Genomic DNA, 21,502 nt, shown 5'->3' with positions numbered 1-21,502 from the left:
TCCCATTGGTATTCAAGTCCTCTGGCGTGGCTGGTCTAATTTACGCGAACTTTGTCAGGGCTGGCTTCTTGCTCAAATTCATACTTAACGGGAAAAGTAAGCTAAGTACAAGCGCTATAAGGACATTTCAGCCTCGCGAAAAAAAAGGCAGTGCCTAATGCACCGCCTTTTTTCACTATTTTTTATTTATTCTTCGTCATCAAAGTCGTCATCATCATCCATATCATCATCCATATCATCATCAAACTCCACATCATCGTCAACTAGCTCATCATCAAAGCTACGACGACGGCTGCGGGGTTTCTTGTCAATCACACGAATAGGCTCAACACGAGGTTCAATGATTTGATAATTACGCGCCGTATGATCGTCAATAATCACATCATCCGCCTCTTCGTCATAGCCAAGATCTGACTCATAGCCATTGTCAACTTCGACAATCGGCGTATCGTAAGCATTGAAGCCAGTACCCGCAGGAATCAAACGACCGATAATCACGTTTTCCTTCAAACCGCGCAACCAGTCTGATTTACCTTCGATCGCCGCTTCCGTTAGTACACGAGTGGTCTCTTGGAAACTAGCTGCGGAAATAAAGCTATCCGTATTCAAACTTGCCTTAGTGATACCCATCAACACAGGCGTATAGTCTGCTGGCGCACCACCAGTGATTTCCATCGCCTCATTGATCTGTTCCACCTGATGTAATTCCACAAGCTCACCAGGAAGACGAGTAGTATCACCACCATCCTCAATGCGAACCTTGGAGGTCATCTGCTTGACGATCACCTCAATGTGCTTATCAGAAATATCCACACCCTGTGATTGATATACAGATTGGACTTCATTCATCAAGAATTCCTGTACTTTCTGCAACCCAATTAGAGCCGCCTGTCTGACACCAACGGAACCTTTATAAGCTTGAAAATAGATATCGAGAATATCATGGGGGTTAGCAGGCCCATCGGTTAAGGCTTCACCAGCCAAGATATGCTGACCATCACCAATGATCAAGCTTTGTCCAGCATTGAAGGAATAGTCATCATCCAAAGAACCATCGTCACCCAAAATCTTAACTTCAGGATTATCATCAGCGTCATAGGTTACTTGGGCAGTACCAGAAGTGCGGGCGAGTACGCACATCTCTTTGGGTTTACGCGCTTCGAGAAGTTCTTCAATTCGCGGTAAACCTTGAATAATGTCTCCAGTTTTAGCCCGTTCAAACACCAACAAGGCAATGTTATCGCCGCGCTGTACTAAATCGGCATCATGAATTTGCAGCAAAGCTCCTGGGGATACAAGGTAAGGACGACCAATGCGGAAGACAACTTTGCCATCTTCGACCTTGAGAACTTGCCCTGATTCGTTGGTAATTACTCCTGCGCCAATTTCATCCCCTGACCTTAGCAGATCCCCTGGTTTTACTGAGGGGTTCGGACAATCTGTGGTAATGCAGTCAGATTCGGTAACAACCAATAATCGGCGTACAACCTCAGACCCTTGACGAATGCCGCGTACCTGTCCTGGGCGTTTACAGAGGATCTCTGTCCTTGCCACCACGGCTCTAGGCTCAATGCGATCGCCATCATTTACTAGTAGCCTTGTACGTGAGTTGCTATGACTGGGGTCGCTTGAAGTATCTTGACGAATTACCAATGACTCTAAAATCACCAACTGCAAACGCAAACTACCTGGATCTTTTTCGTTGGGGATAAACTCAATGTCTGCCGCCAACTGAGGCGCATCAGTATCAACCTCCAGCAACAGTTGGGTTTTGAGCAGTTCCACGCTATCGATTGCCTTAACGCGATCGCCATCCTTATAGGGAATACGCTGCACAGCGCGTAAACCAATGGATCGTCCTTCCTGATTTACCGATTCCTGACTAGGAACCGTCGGCACATCAGGTACTTGATATTCTTCTACTGGACGCAGTAATAAAGCAGGTCCCTCCGTAGAATCTAGGTATTCTACATAGCGCAGTTCCGCAGTGGTCAAGCCTGGCATGATTTCCGTACCAGGATAAGCCAGAGAACCATTTTTCTGCATTGCCGTTTGCGGATCATCGACCAAGTGTAAATCCCCTGGCTTAATCACAATTTCCCGCAGAATGTCATTCTTTTGGAATACCTCTACCACCCCTGCGGTTTGGCTAAAGATATCCTTAACCACCTCTGTACCCGCATCGATATACTGGTTTTCCTCCACCATCAACAACGAAGCATCCTTATTTACCTCATGGGTTTCTTCAGGAACCCAAAGCAACGTGCCGCCCTTGACGACCTCATAGCCCTGCTTACCTTTACTGCGCTTAGCGACCTCAACCCCTGCAAATTTGATAATACCGCCACTCTTAGTGTGATAAGTATCATCAATCAGTTCCGCGACCACCTGATTATTCGTCAGCTTAGTTCCAGGAGATGCTTTAAGGGAGAAATTCTGACCACCCTGGGTTTCCAGCACATAATGCTCCCGCCCTTGATAGCTTTCCTCCTTAACGATCGCTTGATCTAGCACCACAGAGGCAGTAATAATTTCCACTTCCCGATTGTGGCGGCTATCCTCATCACTAAGACGCACAACACCGCCATGCTCGGTCACTAGCTCCGTCTTAGCCAGTACATCACCTTCCTGTACCTGAGCCTCATTTTTAACAGTTGGCTCCGCACCTGGAGGCAAGTTATAGACCTCACCCGCGAGAACCCATACCCGTCCTTTTTCACCACGAGCCACATAGCTGGTGTTGCCTTGACGGTCTTTCTTTTCTTCAATGGCAAGATCTGAAAATAGCACCTCACCCGCTAAGCCCGTATTTAGGGCTTTAGTCGCTTTTTCAGTAGTTTTCCGCGAAGTTTTACCCGTTGCCGAAACCTCCGCCATCATTTGGTTAGTCGTGACTTTTTGACCTTCACGCACCAATAAAGTTGAACCTTGAGTAACCGCATAACTACGCTTGCCCTCAGCACCTTCAAGGGTAAAGTCCCCATTGGATTCCACGATAAAAGCATCTTCGCCGTGACGGGTACGCATTGGGCGCACCTTCAGCTTCTTACTATATTTAATAGTGCCGTCAAAGGGAGCGCGTTGTTGCTCAGCCACTTCACCCGTAAACACACCACCCGTATGGAATGTACGCATAGTTAGCTGTGTGCCTGGCTCCCCAATCGATTGCGCGGCAATAATCCCCACCGCTTCGCCAATATCAACCAATTCCGCATGGGCAAGGCTCCAGCCATAGCACATCTGACACACCGATCGCGTAGATTCGCAGGTAAAGGCTGAACGCACACATACTTCCTCCACGCCCGACTTCGCCACTGCCAGAGACAGATCCTCAGAGATCTCTTGATTTCGCATCACGATCACTTCACCCGTTTTCGGATCGATGATGTCCTCCGCCGCAACCCGACCGAATAGGCGATCGGACAATTTAATTAGCGTCTTTTCCCCATCACGCATCGCCTTGAGCCGAATGCCACGGGTCGTGCCACAATCATTTTCCCGCACAATCACGTCCTGCGATACATCCACCAAACGACGGGTGAGGTATCCAGAGTCAGCCGTCCGCAAAGCCGTATCAACTAGACCTTTACGCGCCCCGTAGGAAGAGATGATGTATTCAGTAACAGTTAGACCCTCACGGAAATTGGTTTTAATCGGTAAGTCAATAATTTCCCCTTGAGGATCAGCCATCAACCCACGCATCCCCACCAACTGGCGCACCTGCGAAATGTTTCCCCGCGCTCCAGAGAACGCCATCATGTAAACGGAATTGAGGGGATTGTTCTTTTTGAAATTCTTAACCACCTCATCCTTCAGATTCTCATTAGCCACATTCCAAGTGTCAATTACCTTTTGGAATCGTTCTACTTCAGTAATTTCGCCCCTAGTATAGCGGCTCTCAGTTTCCTCAATCTCCTGCTCTGCTGCTGCCAATAATGCCTTTTTCGTAGCAGGAACCTGTAGATCATCAATACTGATCGATATTCCCGCCTGAGTCGCATAGCGGAATCCCAATGCTTTCAATTGATCAGCAACATTAGCGGCGCTAGTGGTTCCATAATGGGTAAAAGCCCAAGCGATCAACTTCTTCAACTGACCCTTATCAATGGTGCGATTGAGAAAACGCTGGGGCTTATTCTCTTCAGGCGAATCCTTGCTGCTAGTCGTGAAATTTGCCATGGTATTAAACTTTAGAATAATCTTTTGAGTAATTAATCGAATTTTTTGGAAAAGGCGGCAGAACTAAGGCAGAATAGAAAATAAAAGCGAAGACTAAGTTACTTCATTCTTTGATCTTCCTGCTTCTGCCTTTACTTAACTGGCTAGGGATGCATAAATAGCTTGATTAAAAATCACTCTGCCTGGAGTAGTTTTGATGTACTGAGAGATCCGATTACCGTCAGCATCCTCACGGGTACGGCGAAAAGCATATTCCTTAACCTTAGTACCATCTTCAAAAGTAGTTACTTTAGGCTCATCATCTTCTCTCTCTTCACCTTGACCTTCCACAACTCCCTCAAAGCGCACCCAGATACTTGCGTGAATCGCGATCTCACTTTGGTGATATGCCATAACCACATCATCAAAATTAGAGAAATAGCGACCTTCTCCCTTCTGCTGGTAAGGATTATCAGTGGTGAGGTAGTAGCATCCCAAAACCATATCTTGGCTGGGCGTAACAATAGGTCGACCTGTTGCAGGCGACAGAATATTGTTTGATGCCAACATCAACAATCTGGCTTCAGCCTGAGCCTCAATCGAAAGCGGTACATGGACTGCCATCTGGTCGCCGTCAAAGTCGGCGTTAAAAGCAGGACATACGAGAGGATGCAATTGAATAGCACGACCACTGACCAGCATTGGTTCAAATGCCTGAATCCCCAATCTATGCAACGTTGGGGCGCGGTTCAGCATGACAGGATGCTCGCGAATCACATCTTCCAGTACATCCCAAATGGCTGGATCGTTGCGCTGGATATGCTTTTTAGCGGCTTTGATATTGTTTACTAGACCAGTTTTGATCATACGATGAATCACAAAGGGTTGGAATAGCTCGATCGCCATTTCTCTAGGTAATCCACATTGGTGAATTTTGAGATTTGGACCCACCACAATGACCGAGCGTCCTGAATAGTCAACCCGCTTACCAAGCAAGTTTTGGCGGAAGCGCCCCTGCTTACCTTCAATGATATCGGATAGAGACTTGAGAGGGCGATTGTTTGCCCCAACCACTGTACGGCCACGGCGACCATTGTCGATCAACGCATCCACCGCCTCCTGTAACATCCGCTTTTCATTACGGACAATAATTTCAGGGGCAAGAATCTCTTGCAGACGAGCTAGTCGGTTATTGCGGTTAATGACACGGCGATAGAGATCATTGAGATCACTTGTGGCAAAGCGACCACCATCAAGCTGCACCATCGGACGTAAGTCGGGCGGAATCACAGGAATTACATCCAAAACCATCCAGTCTGGCTTAGAACCCGTTGCCACAAAGTTATCCACCACCCGCAGTCGCTTGATTAACTTGGCACGCTTTTGTCCCTTAGACTCTTCAATGCCAGTACGCAGGCGCTCAGCTTCTTTCTCAAGGTTGATATTTTGCAATAACTGCTTAATTGCCTCAGCCCCAATACCGACCTCAATACCGTCTAGAACGGGGTCTTCGGCATAGATTTGATCCTCTAGGTCAATCCATTGATCTTCCGTCAGCAATTGTTTATAGCTCAAACCATAGGCACTGGCGATCGCTTCACCTGCCTCAACCACCTTACCTTCAACCACGGTCGAAACATGCTTAGGATGTAGGTGGTAAGCCCTTTCAATGCCATCGATACCACGAATACGAATCTCGCGACTATTGACCGCAACAATTACCCCGTCAACCTCAGACTGAATGCCAGGATTGATCACCACATAGGCGTTGAAGTAAACAATCTGCTCCACATCACGCAGAGGCATATCCAATAGAGTCGCCATGTAGCTAGGAATCCCCTTGAGATACCACACATGGGTTACTGAAGCCGCCAACTTAATGAAGCCCATACGATGGCGGCGCACCCTCGACTCCGTTACTTCTACGCCACAACGCTCACAGACAATACCACGATGGCGCACACGCTTATATTTACCGCAATGGCATTCCCAGTCCTTAGCAGGACCAAAAATTCTTTCACAAAACAAGCCGTCCATCTCAGGCTTGAGAGTACGGTAATTAATAGTTTCAGGCTTGGTTACTTCACCAACCAAACTACCATTAGGCAAAACTCGTTCGCCCCATTTACGAATGCGATCGGGTGATGCCAAGCCAATCTTGACATAGTCAAATCGCTGTTCCACTTTCGCCATGCGTTGTAACGTCCTTAAATTAAGTTCTTTAGGTTGAAAGCTGTTAGCGGTTAGCTGTTAGCTTTTTTATGATTGAATTGCGCTAGATTGCATTGCGTAGCAAATCGCTGAATTGCAGTACCAAACTCGATTTAGATATTAAGGTTTAGCCTCTAGCTATTAGCATTTAGCTTGGATATTACAAAAGCTAACAGCTAATAGCCAACTGCTAACAGCTAATTATTAATCATCATCCTCATCAAAATTGATATCACCTCGATACACTGACTCATAGGTAGGACGATTGGGCGTTCGGCGAGCGCCTGTGTCTACCATCAGATCTACCTCAGTATCTTGATTGCTGCCATCTTCAGATAGTTTGTGTACCGATACATCTAAACAGAGTGACTGAAGCTCGCGTACCAATACCTTGAAGGATTCGGGAGTACCAGGACGGGGAATTGCATGACCTTTAACGATCGCATTGAGAGCTTCGTTACGACCTGTCATGTCATCGGACTTGACCGTGAGCAACTCTTGGAGGATATAGGCTGCACCAAATGCTTCCAAAGCCCATACTTCCATTTCTCCAAAACGCTGACCGCCCTGCTGCGCTTTACCACCAAGAGGCTGTTGTGTAACTAGGGAGTAAGGTCCTGTTGAACGGGCGTGGATCTTATCATCGACAAGGTGGACTAATTTCAACATATAGGCCTTGCCAACGGTGACAGGTTGATCAAAAGGTTCGCCTGTGCGCCCGTCATAGAGGGTAAGCTTACCAGGGGTTTTGTTATTAAACACCCATTCCTTACCAGGACGCTCTGTTGCCTCTTGCAATTGACCATGAACAAGTTCACGAGATGCCTCTTCGCCATACATTTCATCAAATGGCACAACTTTAAAGCGTGAGTTGAGATTTTCACCAGCCCAGCCCAACAAGCATTCAAACACCTGACCCACATTCATCCGCGAAGGCACGCCCAGGGGATTTAGCACGATGTCAAGGGGAGTACCATCGGGCAGAAATGGCATATCTTCCTTAGGCAAAATGCGGGAAATAATACCTTTGTTACCATGACGACCAGCCATCTTATCGCCAACCTGAATTTTGCGCTTTTGGGCAACATATACACGTACTACCATGTTTGCGCCTGGGGGAAGTTCATCGCCTTGTTCACGGGTAAATACGCGAACATCAACGACTCGACCTTTTTCACCATTCGGCACACGCAAAGAGTTGTCGCGCACATCACGGGCTTTCTCGCCAAAAATTGCTCTCAAGAGTTTTTCTTCAGGAGGTTGATCCGATTCGCCCTTAGGTGTGACTTTGCCAACTAGGATTTCTCCAGAGCTTACCCAAGCACCGATACGAATAATACCTTGCTCATCAAGATTTCGTAATGCTTCTTCACCAACGTTAGGAATTTCGCGGGTAATTTCTTCGGGACCAAGTTTGGTTTGACGGGCTTCAATTTCGTATTTCTCTACGTGAATTGAAGTATAAACATCATCCACTACAAGGCGCTCATTGATCAAAATTGCGTCTTCGTAGTTGTATCCTTCCCAAGGCATGTAGGCAACTAGGATATTCTGCCCAAGAGCAATTTCGCCGCCCTCAGTTGCTGAGCCATCGGCTAGTACTTGCCCCGTGACCACACTATCGCCAACCCAAACTAGAGGGCGCTGGTTGAGGCAGGTATCTTGGTTTGATCGCTGATATTTTTGCAAGCGATAAATGCTCTCAATACCAGTATCATCGGCTTTCACCCGAATCTCATCGGCGGATACATAGGTAACTTCGCCTGTAACCCGCGACACGATTACCATACCAGAGTCCCTAGCAGCCTGCGCTTCTAAGCCCGTACCAACGAGGGGTCTCTCAGGACGCAGCAACGGCACGGCTTGACGCTGCATATTTGACCCCATGAGGGCGCGGTTTGCGTCATCGTGTTCCAGAAACGGAATTAATGACGTTGCCACAGAGATAATCTGTACGGGAGAAACGGCTACATAGTCGATTTCTTCAGGGGAGGCACTGCCCCATTCTTGGCGATAGCGAATGGGAATAATTTCATTAATGATAAAGCCGTCATCGTTGGTGGCAACGTCACCGGGGGCAACCCGAAACTCGTCTTCCTCGTCGGCAGTCATGTATATGGGTTCTTGATTTTTGAGAACCCGACCACTTTCTACGGCGTAGTAAGGAGTTTCGATAAATCCATATTGGTTGACACGAGCGTGAGTTGCCAAAGAGCCGATCAAGCCTGCGTTGGGACCTTCAGGTGTTTCAATGGGGCAGATACGACCATAGTGGCTAGGGTGAATATCGCGCACTGCAAAACCAGCCCGCTCACGGGTCAGCCCTCCAGGTCCTAGGGCGCTGAGACGACGCTTGTGGGTAAGCTCTGCCAAAGGATTGGTTTGATCCATGAATTGCGACAGTTGGCTGGAACCAAAGAATTCTTTGATCGCCGCAACTAGAGGCTTAGGGTTCACTAAGGATGCGGGGGTAAGGGCATCAACGTCAGAAACGGTCATCCGTTCGCGAATGATTCTTTCGAGTCGGTTTAAACCAACCCGCACTTGGTTTTGCAATAGCTCACCGACAGACCTAACGCGGCGATTGCCTAAGTGGTCAATGTCATCAATTTCACCAATATCAAATTTGAGGTTGATTAGGTAATTAATGGCTGTAAGAATGTCTTTTTCGGTCAATACCCGCACGGTGTCAGGGGTATTTAAACGCAATTTTTTATTGAGCTTGTAGCGCCCCACTTTGCCAAGATCATAACGCTTGGGGTCAAAAAAGCGCGATCGCAGTAACTCACGACCTCCTGATTCTGTGGGCGGCTCACCAGGACGCAGCTTGCGGTAAAGTTCTTTGAGGGCTTCGTCTTCATCAAACTGCCCCTCCTTGTCAATGGTTTTTTGAAAATACTCACGGTGGGTGAGTGCGTCCAAAATTTCGGCATCACTCAGCCCGATCGCTTTGAGTAGTACCTGTGCTGATAGTTTGCGAGTTTTGTCAATTCGCACCCAAACCAGATCGTTTTTATCGGTCTCAAACTTTAGCCAAGCGCCTCGGTTGGGAATGAGACTGGCGTTGTAGGTGCGGCGACCGTTTTTATCGATTTCCTGTTTGTAGTAAACACCAGGGCTACGGACAATCTGGTTGACAATTACCCGTTCTGCTCCATTAATAATAAAAGTACCGCGATCTGTCATTAATGGCAGATCGCCGATAAATACTTCTTGTTCTTTAATCTCTCCCGTTTCTTTGTTGATCAGTCGCGTGGGAACGTACATTTGTACAGCATAGGTGGCATCCCGGCGCTTGGACTCATCAACGCTATACTTGGGTCGCTTGAGTTTATAATCTTTGGCAATAAAATGGAGTTCCATCTTGCCCGTGTAATCTGTAATCGGCGAGAAACTCTCAAGCTCTTCAATAAGTCCTTCTTCTAGGAACCATCGAAAACTCTCCCGCTGAATTTCTACAAGATCTGGTAGAACGAAGGCAGGAGTAACAAGAGTAGGCTTATTCATGCACTAATGACTGCAGTTTTAGTGGGCGGATCATATGTCTAGTTTGCATTCAGACATAAGCACATTATAATAGAATAGGTTATGGCTAGATGTCAAGCGATTTTCATGGAACTTTTTAGTTACAAGGAACATATAAGTGTTGTAAAGCTTCATTGGCACTGGTTCCGCCCAGTGAGGAAGTAAAAGCCAAGCATAGCAAGGGTTATGGTTTTAATTAAAAGAATCTTGTATGGCAGTAACCTAACACAAAAACAGGGTGTACAGGCACTTTTTGCTCAAAAACCACGTTAACCAGCTTTGACAACAGATTCCTACACTCCTTGCTGAATAAGACTTTCTGCTCCTCATTGGGCGGAACCAGTGCCGCTTCATTCGACAATCCGTTAAAATCGTTTTTTGCATAATTTTGCATAATTTTGCGTAATAACGCACAGAAACTAGCATTGAAAATTAGAAATAAAAACTAGAAAGAAACAGACAATCCTACATCAGTGCTAACATTGCCAAATAATAAAGTGAAAAAAAGTCAAAACGGAAGAAGATTATAGATGGATGCCGTAACAAAAACCATCCCTTTTTATGGCAGGGAAATTAAATTAAGAATTGGCACATTTGCACCGCAAGCAGGTGGCTCTGTATTGATGCAGTGTGGTGAGACCGCCATTTTAGTGACGGCTACCAGAGGTCCAGCTCGCGATGGTGTTGATTTTGTGCCACTGCTAGTAGATTACGAAGAACGGTTATATGCAGCAGGTCGTATCCCTGGAGGCTTTTTGCGGCGTGAAGGTCGTCCACCTGAAAAAGCTACGCTTACCTGTCGGTTGATTGATCGCCCCATGCGCCCTTTGTTTCCTGGGTGGTTGCGCGATGATGTGCAGATCGTAGCAACAACGATGGCGATCGATGATAAGGTTCCCCCTGATGTTTTGGGCGTAACTGGGGCATCCATCGCCGCTCAAATTGCAGGTCTGCCATTTATGGGACCAATGGCGGGGGTGCGCGTTGGCTTAGTGGGCGATGAATTTATCATCAATCCCACCTACGCCGAAATTGAGGCGGGTGATTTGGATTTGGTTGTGGCTGGCACTGCTGAAGGCATCATCATGGTTGAAGCTGGGGCAAACCAACTGCCTGAAGCTGACATGATCGAGGCTATCGATTTTGGCTATGAGGCAGTACAGGAATTGATTAAAGCACAGCTTGATTTAATTGCGGAGTTAGGTATTGCCCCTCCTGACCTGACCCCTCCTGATCTAGATCCTACCCTTGAGAATTTTATTAGTGGCGTTGTCAAAGATAAGGTGGCGCAGGTTGTCGCTAGTTGCGAGAAAGATCGTAATGTGCGTGACGCGGCTCTTGATGCAATCAAGGAAGAATTGATGGCGGCGATCGAGGCTTTGCCTGAAGAAGATCCTGTGAAGGCGATCGCTGACAAAAAAGTGGTCAGTGCCATCTACAAGGACATCACCAAGAAACTGATGCGTTTGCAAGTGATTGAGCAGAATGTCCGCATTGATGGACGCAAGCTGGATGAAGTCCGTCCAATTTGGACGGAGGTTGGTGTTCTGCCCCGCGTTCATGGCAGTAGTTTATTCAACCGTGGGCTGACACAAGTCCTATCTATTGTCACCCTCGGCACACCAGGGGATGCTCAAGAACTTGACGATCTGCATCCCGATGCCAAAAAGCGGTATATGCACCATTACAACTTTCCGCCCTATTCAGTTGGGGAGGCAAAGCCAATGCGATCGCCTGGTCGTCGTGAAATCGGTCATGGCGCTTTAGCCGAACGCGCCCTTGAGCCAGTGTTACCCCCCAAGGATAAATTCCCTTATATATTGAGAGTAGTATCAGAAGTCTTGTCTTCCAACGGCTCAACCTCCATGGGGTCTGTTTGCGGTTCCACGCTGGCACTGATGGATGCAGGTGTACCGATCACTAAGCCTGTAAGTGGTGTGGCAATGGGATTGATCAAGGAAGGTGATGAAGTCAGAATTTTGACTGATATTCAAGGTATCGAAGACTTCTTGGGTGACATGGACTTTAAGGTTGCAGGAACCGATACAGGGATTACCGCGCTGCAAATGGACATGAAGATCACCAGCATCTCTATGGATACAGTTCGCAGTGCCATTACTCAAGCGAAGGCAGGGCGTACTCACATTATGACTAAGATGTTAGAAATGTTGCCATCACCTAGACCGCAGCTATCTCCCTACGCACCGCGCCTATTGACCATTCGCATTGATCCTGAACAAATCGGCATGATCATTGGTCCTGGTGGTAAAAACATCAAAGGGATTACAGAGGAGACGGGAGCCAAAATCGATATCGAAGACGATGGTACGGTGATGATTTCTTCGATGAGTGGTGAAGGTGCGCTCAAGGCTAAGCGCATTATCGAAAACATGACCCGCCGTGTTGGCTCTGGGGATGTCTATCTGGGTAAGGTCACTCGCATTATTCCCATTGGTGCGTTTGTGGAATTTTTGCCAGGCAAGGAGGGCATGGTGCATATCTCGCAACTGGCGGAAGGACGAGTGGGTAAGGTGGAAGACGAAGTTGCTGTCGGTGACGAAATTCTCGTCAAGATCCGTGAGGTGGACAATCGCGGTCGTTTTAACCTAACCCGTTTGGGCATCCACCCCGATGAAGCGGCGGCGGCTAGAACTGCGGCGGCAGCCTCAGCCGAGTAAACATAAAAAAGGGAATAGCCGCGGTGCGGCTATTCCCTTTTTTATGTTTATTTTTGTAAAGCAAAACCTGCAAGGGATTTAGGGAATAAATCTATGATAATCAAAGAGTTGGAGCAATTAGAATCTAGGGATCGGTTTGAGCAAGCTGGTTATAGAGCAGAGTCTCAATTAGCTTTCTATCTCAAGCGCGAGTTTAAAGATGATCCGCAATTTTTGATTTTCAATAATTTGCGTCTGAGTAAGTCTGGGGATACTTGTCAAATTGATCATCTAGTTTTGCACCGTTACGGAATAATCATTATCGAAAGTAAGAGTGTCACAACTCGAATTGCAGTCAATGAGTTAGGTGAGTGGAAGCGTTGGTTTAATAATGATTGGCAGGGAATGCCTTCTCCTATTTTACAAGCACAACGACAGGGCAAATTCCTGAAAGATTATCTAGAAGATAACGTTGGGATTTTATTAAATAAAAACATTTTAGGGAAACAGGTGCATTTTACAAGAATGCCGATAGATGTTTTAGTTGCGGTATCAGATTCTGGCATTATTAATCGCCCTAAAAATGACAAACTAGAAAAAGTGTGTAAAGCAGATCAAATATCTGACAAAACCAGAGAAATTGCCGCAAATTACCGAAAGAAAGATAGCTTGTTGAATCTTAGTTTAGAGATTATTTATGAATTTAACAAGAATGAAATTCAGCGAATCAGCCAATTTTTACTAAGTCATCATCAAGCGATTAAGCCAAGTACCTCAACTATCGCTCAGCATAATCAATCCCATGTATCGCCTATTTCACCAATAAAAAACACAGTAATTTCACATAACAACAAGCCTAAACCAGCAGACTCTGTTTTCAAACCGATTAAGACGGTTAAAGAAGTTGCTAAACCCACAGCTTCAAATATCCCTCAAAATACTTGCCCCCATTGCCATAGCAAGAATCTATCTATTTTGTATGTGCGTAGTTACTTTTTCAAGTGCAATGATTGTGGTAAAAATACGGCTATTAAAAATATCTGCCCAACTTGTGGCGATCGCGAGAAAACTCGCAAACAGGGGTTGGCATTTTTTACAGAATGTGAGAAGTGTAATACTTCAAGGCTATTGTATATGAATTCTTCTCCTTGATGGTATCTCTAAAGATAGGGCTAGACATGGCAAGGGATTTGAGCAATTAGGATTGGGGATTGGGCATTGATTAACAACATCACCCATCACCTTTAAAGGATAGGAAATAAGTCCCTTAGAAAGAGCGATATTTCGGCGCGATCGCTGACATTGAAGAAGTCAACAGGGATCACGCCATCGATATGGCGACTAACGACACCAAAGCCCACCCGCGCACGCCGATAATTCATTACCAAAGGACTATTGTCAGGAACAGGACTCCGCAACCATTGATCAAAATTTGGAACCTGTCCCATGCGATCGCCCATTGCTTTCATAATCGCTATTGCCATTCCATCATTTTCTAGCAAGGGCTGCGCGGTGGCAAATACATAGGCGCGTTCCAAAAGCTGGGGGCGTTGTTCGGGGGTTAGCCAAGCGGCAATAACTAGCTCTAGGGCGGTTTGGGGATTTTGCAGAACTGATGATAGCGCCTTGCGATCGTTTTTAATGGCATCAGCAAGTAGCTTCGCGCTACCGCCCGATCGCTCTAGTTCATTCACAGCATCGGGCTTCCCAATCCACCAATGCAAGGAGGCAAGTTTTAATAATGCCGATGGATTGGATGGCGCTTGGTTGAGGGCGTTGCTGTAGGCGCTTTCAACTTGAGTGACAATTTGTGGATAGAGGGGCTGCAAGCTCGGATTATTCCAAATGGGACTGGTGATAAATATGGGATCATGGATCACTTCATTGACCATCGCGGCGATCGCCTGATCCACCTTATTCTGACGCAGCAGGCTCAGCCCTAACCCAAAGGAGAGCGATCGCTTGAGCGGATGCAATTGCAAACCTTGGCGAAAATAGGTTTCGGCATCGGCAAAAAGTCCTTGCTGATAGCTCAACCACGCCGCCGCATTGTACATTGCCTCATTGTGAGGATTAACGGCGATCGCGGTTTTAATCCAAGTTAACCCTTCCTGTTGCCAAGCTTGCACTTGGGGTTCTTTTTGATTGCCCATACCCACAGCCAAATCTGCAAGATTCCAACCTAATTGATAGGGATAATAGGGTTCCCAAGGTGCAAGTTGATGAGCTAATTTGAGCCGTTCTTGAAATTTATTGACTAGATCGTTAACCTCTGGCAAAGCGGTAGTAATTTCGGCGGCAGTCGTTTCGGCTAGGAGATTTTTTGCCCTTGCCAGATAAATGAACCCCACGCTAGAAGCTTGCCAGGCGCGATTGACAGGAACTAGCCAAGCGATCGCCCCAAACAAATAAACAGTGGCAAGCATTGCCAACCAAAAACGTGGTTGCTTGTGATTACCAAGGGCAACCCAGTCGCCTGTATGGATCTGTCCCAAATAAGCCAGCATTGCCAAGATCACCACCAATCCCCCTGCGATCGCTGGTACATCAAGCTGATAGTCGGTAATTGCCAATACGCCATAGCCCAAGAGACTAGCAAATAGGGCATAGGTAATCACTTGATGTTGGGGCTGGCTTTGCCAAGTCTGGGAACAATGTAATTTGATCCAAAAACTGGCGATCGCCACTAGCAAACACAAAACCGTGATTACGCCGCCCAAGCCTAGTTCTGCCCACAGATGCACGGGTGTACTATGGAGTTGAAATAAAATTTCCGCCTCACGCGCCGCCCAGTCGGGGCGATATTGTTGATAAAGCATCACCACCGAGCCAGCCCCCGCCCCAAATAGCCAATGCTCTAGTCCGATGCGCCAACCCACATCCGCCGCGATCGCCCGAAAAAATAATTCGCCGCCACCCTGTGCAGGATTGCTACCAAAACTATTGATTAATCCCACAATTAGCGATCGCAGACGATTATTGGCATTGATTAATATTCCTAACCCCACAATCGCGCCTATGCTGCCCCCTATTACCAAAATGCGTTGATGGCGATAATGCCAAAGTGCCAAAATGATGCCATAGATCACCATTGCCCCCAAGCCCAAAAAGCCCCCCCGTGAGCTAGTCGTGTAGAGATCAACTAATCCTAAACCAATCGCCCCTAGCCAAAGGAGGCGTGATCGCCTCTTCACCGCCATGATTGCCAAACCCATCAACAAAGGCAATACCAACATCAAAAAACCCGCCACATAGTTCTGATGTCCCATCGGAAAGCCATTGCGCGACTCAATATCACTAAAGTCGTAGCTAAGGTTTAGTCCCCATGCCTGCAACTTCGCAAATTTATTTAATTGTGGTAGCCAAGACTGCGTGATCCATAGTCCTAAGCTTTCGATGATTACGAGCATCCCTAAGATGCCCTGAAATCTTAAAACTGGCAAAATATCAGCACCTCTTCGATGCAACAGATTGTTAGTTACATAGAGGGCGATCGCATAGCCAAAGGCGGTCAGGCTATACCACATCGATTGATCGGGAAATTGAGAAAATATGGTCGACAAGCCTAACGTTACTACTCCCGTCCCGATCGCCCAGTCCAAGCCATTGCCTAATAAATAAAAAGGCTGATCCCATCGCCATAGTTTCAATAGTGCGGCGATCGCAAAGCACAATAAACCAACTTGCCAGAGCAACACCCAAGGAAAAGCCACCATTTGGGTACTGCTATCAGGGAGTAAGGTAAATAAAATATAGGCGGCAATACCTAATTGAACAATTAAACCACCTGTACTCATACTATGCTCATACTATACTTATAAAATTTAGATTCACTGATAATTTGAGAAATTTTTCGATATCATAGAAAGATGCTAATAGAAAAATGCTAGCTGAAAATTGTCACCCATAGCGCCCCATGCTATCACTAATACCAAAATACAAATTGGCGTAGATCATCGATTTATGAGAGATTTTTCATTGTCTAGGCAAGCTGATCAGCCATTGTTTTTTGCTTCAGCAATTGCTGATATGTTAGCCAGTGAAAGTGTCGAGCAACTCCTGCGAATATTTTTGACCGAGGTCGGGGAAAAACTAAACGTGGATCGAGTGGCAGTCTGCCGAGCGATCGCCCCCCAACAACTCAAGGTCTTGGTAGAAGCGATATCTTCTGATTGTCAAGCGATTAAAAATAATATTTATCCTATTCAATATTTTGGGGTAGATAGTTTTATCAGCTTTCCCCGCGATCGCGCCATCACCTTTGCCGATACCTCAGAAATAACCGAAACTCTATCAATACATCACCAATGGCAATCAACCCTAGTGCGAGGCATGATATCTGCGCCAATTTTATTTGACTGCCCCGACTCCGACAGCCAAAGTTATGTCTGGGGCATAGCGATCGCACAATGTCAACATCCCCAACAATGGCAACCCGAAGAAACCGCAGGTTTTTGGGAAATAACCCAAGCTCTCGGCGAATGTCTACAATATTGGTCACTGCTCATGCGTTCTGCAAAAATGCGATCGCTCAACCACAATCACCAATCTACATATCACCATCAACTTTCAGCGACCATTCCCAATTCGTGCGATTTCGTTCCAAATATGCAGCTAATCGAGTTGGACGATTTAGATGATATGGATGAATTGCAATGTACTAGGGTTGTGATATCCGATGAGATGCTTGCAAACGCAGATACGATGGCTACAGAAATTGCCATTATTAATAGTTTTGGTCTGATAGAAGATCCAGAAATTGCTAATCAAAATGGAGCCTTGTCTACCTCCGACAATATTCTCAATCAAGGGATTAATCGCGCAATGCAGAGGCTAGAACAATATTTTGATCAGCAATCAGTTGGAGTGGAAGATGAATTCATAGATGCAGAGTCAAAAACCGAAGAAGATATTCTTGAAAATATTACTCAACCACATTATGGCTCTACTGAAGAAAAGGTGAAATATCTTCAGCAGAAAGTCATTGTCTTGATTGATGACCTACAACAAAAAGTCCATGAAATTGTCACCTTGCGATCGCAGCTACAGCAACTAGTAAAATCCCGAGATGAATTTCGGCAAATTCTTGATGTTCTCCAATCAGAAAATCTCTCACAATCAGCCCAGAAGGCTGTGACAGAAATAGCCAAAGTTTTGCAGTCAACCTCAAATCGAGATATTCTCTAAAAGCTATGCAAAAGGACTGGAAACCCTGACTCTAGCCTAGGCGTAATTCATAAATCGCTCTGACCTTGTGGCTATATTCGCCGTTATTTACGGCTATTTTATATGATTTTAAAGAATATTTACCAATATTACTTGGACTTTAATTTGGGGGCAACAATTGGCGAAACGAAAAAGCTATAAATTGCCCACAGATTATTGACTTTAATTCTCAAATAGGTTTAAGCTAAATTCATTAGTTATTGCAAGTAATTCTTTTTAGTGTAGTGACCGTTTTTCAAAAAACCAATGAAAAAAATTTCATGTTTACCTGCTAATCTTGCCGTAGTTGCAGGGTTAGTATCCTTAATCGGCTTAACAGCTTGCACAGGAAATAGCCCCAATCCTCCATCTCAGCCTAATGCGGCTCAGACACCTGCCCCAGCTACAGAACCAACCAAAGAAACTAAAGCAACTCCCACTGAAACCGCACAGGCTCCGCTTAAGGAAATAACGATCGCCTTTGCAACCCGTCGTGACACCACGGACTTACAAACTAAAGTCGATAAGGTGTCAGCAATTTTATCCAAAGAGATGGGCATCCCTGTGAAAGGGATCATCGCTGATGAAACTGCCTCCGTAGAAGCACTCAAGGCGAATCGCGCCAATGTTGCCTTTGTTAGTGGTCGCGCCGCTCTCAAAGCAGAACTACTATCGGGCGCAAAAATGTACTTAGCCGAGGTGCGAGCTGACTATTCGGGCGGTAAAACCTATAACTCGATCTTTGTCGTACCAGTCGATAGTCCATTAAAAACCTTGGCAGATCCTACACAAACCCTTGAACAGTTGCGTGGTAAAAGTATGGCTTTCACATCACGTTCCTCTGGTTCGGGGTTCATCTTTCCTGTCAGCGAACTGGTGGGTCTGAAGTTTGTGGACGGACCCGATCGCCTAGAGCAGTTTTTTGGCAAAGTGACCTATGGAGACGGCTATAGCAGCGCCTTACAAGCATTGTTGCGCGAACAGGCTGATGTGGCAGTAGTTTCGGAATATGCGTTACTGCCACCTTGGATTACCGAAGAAGAGGGCAAGAAATTGCGGGTACTGCACCCAGTTCCTAATGTGCCTGCCCATGGCATTTCCATTGATGATAGCGTGCCTGCGGATCAACGCGAAAAGTTGATTAATGCTTTTTTGAAGCTGAATGAACCAGAGAATAAAGAGTTATTCCGCAGTCTCTACAACTCCACCGAGTTAGTCAAAGTCGATCACGAACAACATTTGGCAACGATGCGAACTGCTATTCAACGGGCTGGACTGAAACCTTAGATACCAAGTTGGTGATTGGTGATTGGTGATTGGTGATTGGTGATTGATTAAAAAACACTACCCATTACTCATTACCCATCCCCCATCACCCATCCCCCATTACTCATTACCCATCCCCCATCACCCATCCCCCATTACCCATTACCCATCCCCCATCCCCCAAATTGATTTAACTTTTTCTACACATTTAATTCAAATCTCAAATACTCAAAATCATGGAACCCATATCAGAAAACAAGTCACCAGCGATCGCCTGTCACAATCTTCGCACCCCTTATCAATCCACCTTAAAGCGTCCCATTTTGAATGGAATTGATTTGAAAATTAATCACGGCGAGTTTGTGGCGCTGCTAGGACTGAATGGCGCAGGGAAATCAACCCTTTTGCGATCGCTAGTGGGATTAGTTCCCGTTAGTCAGGGCGAAATTCAGATCTGTGGCACGACCGTGCAGCCTAAACTGGTTGACGAAGTTCGGAAGAATGTGGGGTTTCTGGTGCAAGGGGGCGGCTTAGTCGATCAACTTTCCTGCTTAGATAATGTCCTCTGTGGCTGTCTAGGAGAACTCAATACATGGCAAAGCTTGTGGGGATTTCCTAAGCGAGATCGCCGTGTAGCGATGCAATTACTCCAAAAAATGGGGCTGCAAGAACAGATTTATCAAAAAGCTAGGCAACTCAGTGGTGGTCAACGGCAAAGGGTGGCGATCGCTCGTACTTTGATCCAGTCACCGCATATTTTGTTAGCTGATGAACCCACTACAGGCTTGGATGTGTCAGGCATCAATCAAGTGATGACTAGCCTACAGGAAATGAATCGCAAAGGCTTAACGGTTGTAGTGGTGCTGCATGATCTCGCCCTTGCTGCCCAATACGCACAGCGAGCGATCGTTCTGCAAGAAGGGCAGGTCTGGTATGATGGGGACTGTCAAAATATGGATAGTCAATTTGCCAAGCTGCAAAAGCTTTCCCTAGTTCCGTCCGTTAACGCCGCATAATGAAATTTTTTGATCGAATTCGTCCCTACGCCTCTAACCGCTACAATATCTGGGCATTCAGAGTTTTAGTTATTATCGGTCTAGGTTGGGCGTATATTTGGTCTTTACAAGGTTTAAAAATTGATCCCAAGTTAATTCAAACTAGTCTGCCTTACATGACAGATTTTTTGTTGCGACTTTGGCCACCTGATCTGAGCATTGTGGATGTGGCGATCAAGGCTCTAGTTGAGACGGTGCAGATGTCGCTCTGGGGTACAACGATTGGGGCGATCCTTTCAATTCCGCTTGCCCTATTGTCAGCGCAAAATCTTTCGCCATTATGGTTGCGCTGGCTCGCAAATCTGATGCAAAATACGGTGCGTTCAGTGCCATCAATTATTTTAGGTTTGTTTTTTGTGGCGGCAACGGGTTTAGGTGCGCCTGCGGGAACTTTGGCTTTAGGAATTTATACGATTGGTTATTTAGCTAAATTTTATCAAGAGGCGATCGAGTCCGTAGATAAGCGATCGCTAGAGTCTTTGCAAGTGGGTCGCGCCTCTTGGTGGCAGATTGCTCAATATGGGATCATGCCGCAGGTATTGCCCCTATGTCTCGGCTATACACTCTATATGTTTGAATACAATATCCGTGCCGCCTCGGTTTTAGGAGTGGTCGGTGCGGGGGGCATTGGCTTCGAGTTAGTGAGTTATATTCGTGGATTTGAATATAACAAAGCCATGACAATGATGTTGGTGCTGTTGGTGGTAGTGACTAGTATCGATGCTATCAGCAGTCAATTAAGGAATAAGTTCAAATCTGATTAAAACTTAATCGCGATCGCGCTTGCTGATCAATGGAAAATTCGATAAAACATTCCATCTCCGCTCATCATGGGCTAGTAGAGTCAGATTAATCACTTCAAACTCAAACTTAATCTGGCGATCGCTAAATTCTGCCCAAGCCTGTTCAAAGTTTTCAGGAGTTAAGTCGCGAAAAGCAACGGTCATATGTGGCACAAAGGGTCTAGAAGCATAGGGATCGTGAATGTCGAGATTGTTGGCAAGGGTAGCCGCCATATCTACATAGAGATTTGGCAGGATTGGATTGGATAAGACATTGAGATAAATAACGCGGGGTGGAAAAGCCGCAAATCCTGATAGATTGATCGTAAAGGGCGATCGTGTTTTAGCAAATCTCTCTAGCTCTATTTGTAATGGTTCGAGGCGATCGCTTGACAATTCAAATGGAGGAATTAGGGTGATGTGAGGTGGAGAATTGAGTGTGACTTGAGCGCTGTAGCGATCGCGGAAATCATATTGAATTTGCCTAACTTCATCTTGCATAGAAGCAGGGGGCAACAACGCGATAAAAAATTTTTGGTTCATTACAGGAGGTGTAACTTTTTAGGGGATATTTCATCATTTTGCATAAAGTATAGCTAAAGTAACTTGTATTAGAATTGCGTGGCGGCGCAGAGCGCCGCCA

At 46.1% G+C, this 21,502-nt stretch carries 9 protein-coding genes and 1 pseudogene; 6 read left to right on the top strand and 4 right to left on the bottom strand.

Features of this window, described 5'->3' with window-relative positions:
- Positions 1 to 186 precede the first annotated feature (186 nt).
- Positions 187 to 6,351: pseudogene (locus H6F44_RS24120) on the bottom strand (DNA-directed RNA polymerase subunit beta').
- Positions 6,352 to 6,573: 222 nt separating this feature from the next.
- Positions 6,574 to 9,876 carry a DNA-directed RNA polymerase subunit beta gene (gene rpoB, locus H6F44_RS18310; RefSeq protein WP_190352473.1) on the bottom strand — a complete coding sequence of 1,101 codons (3,303 nt, stop codon included), beginning with the start codon at positions 9,874 to 9,876 and terminating at the stop codon, positions 6,574 to 6,576.
- Positions 9,877 to 10,424: 548 nt separating this feature from the next.
- On the opposite strand from rpoB, the gene H6F44_RS18305 reads away from it, so the two are divergent.
- Positions 10,425 to 12,572 carry a polyribonucleotide nucleotidyltransferase gene (locus H6F44_RS18305; RefSeq protein ID WP_190352472.1) on the top strand — a complete coding sequence of 716 codons (2,148 nt, stop codon included), beginning with the start codon at positions 10,425 to 10,427 and terminating at the stop codon, positions 12,570 to 12,572.
- A 93-nt stretch (positions 12,573 to 12,665) separates the two neighbouring features.
- Positions 12,666 to 13,703: a nuclease-related domain-containing protein gene (locus H6F44_RS18300; protein WP_190352471.1), complete on the top strand. Its 1,038-nt coding sequence runs from the start codon at positions 12,666 to 12,668 to the stop codon at positions 13,701 to 13,703.
- 92 nt (positions 13,704 to 13,795) lie between these two features.
- Here the strand turns inward: H6F44_RS18300 and H6F44_RS18295 are convergent, their stop codons facing one another.
- Positions 13,796 to 16,348 (bottom strand): O-antigen ligase family protein, encoded by a 2,553-nt coding sequence (locus tag H6F44_RS18295; RefSeq protein ID WP_190352470.1) that lies wholly within the window; start codon positions 16,346 to 16,348, stop codon positions 13,796 to 13,798.
- Positions 16,349 to 16,529: 181 nt separating this feature from the next.
- On the opposite strand from H6F44_RS18295, the gene H6F44_RS18290 reads away from it, so the two are divergent.
- The 4 genes from H6F44_RS18290 (at position 16,530) to phnE (ending at position 20,841) form a co-directional block, all read left to right on the top strand.
- Positions 16,530 to 17,738, top strand: coding sequence for a GAF domain-containing protein (locus H6F44_RS18290; RefSeq protein ID WP_206754472.1), 1,209 nt, complete (start codon positions 16,530 to 16,532; stop codon positions 17,736 to 17,738).
- Between the two features lie 285 nt (positions 17,739 to 18,023).
- A complete protein-coding gene (locus H6F44_RS18285) occupies positions 18,024 to 19,043 on the top strand; it encodes a phosphate/phosphite/phosphonate ABC transporter substrate-binding protein (protein ID WP_199302189.1) in 1,020 nt (339 codons plus the stop codon).
- A gap of 215 nt (positions 19,044 to 19,258) precedes the next feature.
- Positions 19,259 to 20,038, top strand: a complete 780-nt coding sequence (locus tag H6F44_RS18280) for a phosphonate ABC transporter ATP-binding protein (RefSeq protein WP_190352468.1) — start codon at positions 19,259 to 19,261, stop codon at positions 20,036 to 20,038.
- Positions 20,035 to 20,841, top strand: a complete 807-nt coding sequence (phnE, locus tag H6F44_RS18275) for a phosphonate ABC transporter, permease protein PhnE (RefSeq protein WP_407681878.1) — start codon at positions 20,035 to 20,037, stop codon at positions 20,839 to 20,841. Before H6F44_RS18280 ends, phnE begins: the two co-directional genes overlap by 4 nt.
- 3 nt (positions 20,842 to 20,844) lie before the next feature.
- Here phnE and H6F44_RS18270 read toward each other — a convergent pair whose 3' ends face one another.
- The gene (locus H6F44_RS18270; RefSeq protein WP_242016642.1) at positions 20,845 to 21,360 is read right to left on the bottom strand and encodes a 2'-5' RNA ligase family protein; all 516 of its coding nucleotides are present in this window, start codon (positions 21,358 to 21,360) and stop codon (positions 20,845 to 20,847) included.
- Between the last annotated feature and the right edge of the window lie 142 nt (positions 21,361 to 21,502).

Source organism: Pseudanabaena cinerea FACHB-1277 (assembly GCF_014696345.1).
GTDB classification, from domain to species: domain Bacteria; phylum Cyanobacteriota; class Cyanobacteriia; order Pseudanabaenales; family Pseudanabaenaceae; genus Pseudanabaena; species Pseudanabaena cinerea.
Note: the sequence above shows the minus strand (reverse complement) of the source record. Positions and strands in the feature narration are given on the sequence as shown.

Bases quoted from the DNA above. Each gene is read 5' to 3' on its own strand.
- rpoB (WP_190352473.1), bottom strand. From the start codon at position 9,876: ATGAATAAGCCTACTCTTGTTACTCCTGCCTTCGTTCTACCAGATCTT.
- H6F44_RS18305 (WP_190352472.1), top strand. From the start codon at position 10,425: ATGGATGCCGTAACAAAAACCATCCCTTTTTATGGCAGGGAAATTAAA.
- H6F44_RS18300 (WP_190352471.1), top strand. From the start codon at position 12,666: ATGATAATCAAAGAGTTGGAGCAATTAGAATCTAGGGATCGGTTTGAG.
- H6F44_RS18295 (WP_190352470.1), bottom strand. From the start codon at position 16,348: ATGAGTACAGGTGGTTTAATTGTTCAATTAGGTATTGCCGCCTATATT.
- H6F44_RS18285 (WP_199302189.1), top strand. From the start codon at position 18,024: ATGAAAAAAATTTCATGTTTACCTGCTAATCTTGCCGTAGTTGCAGGG.
- H6F44_RS18280 (WP_190352468.1), top strand. From the start codon at position 19,259: ATGGAACCCATATCAGAAAACAAGTCACCAGCGATCGCCTGTCACAAT.
- H6F44_RS18270 (WP_242016642.1), bottom strand. From the start codon at position 21,360: ATGCAAGATGAAGTTAGGCAAATTCAATATGATTTCCGCGATCGCTAC.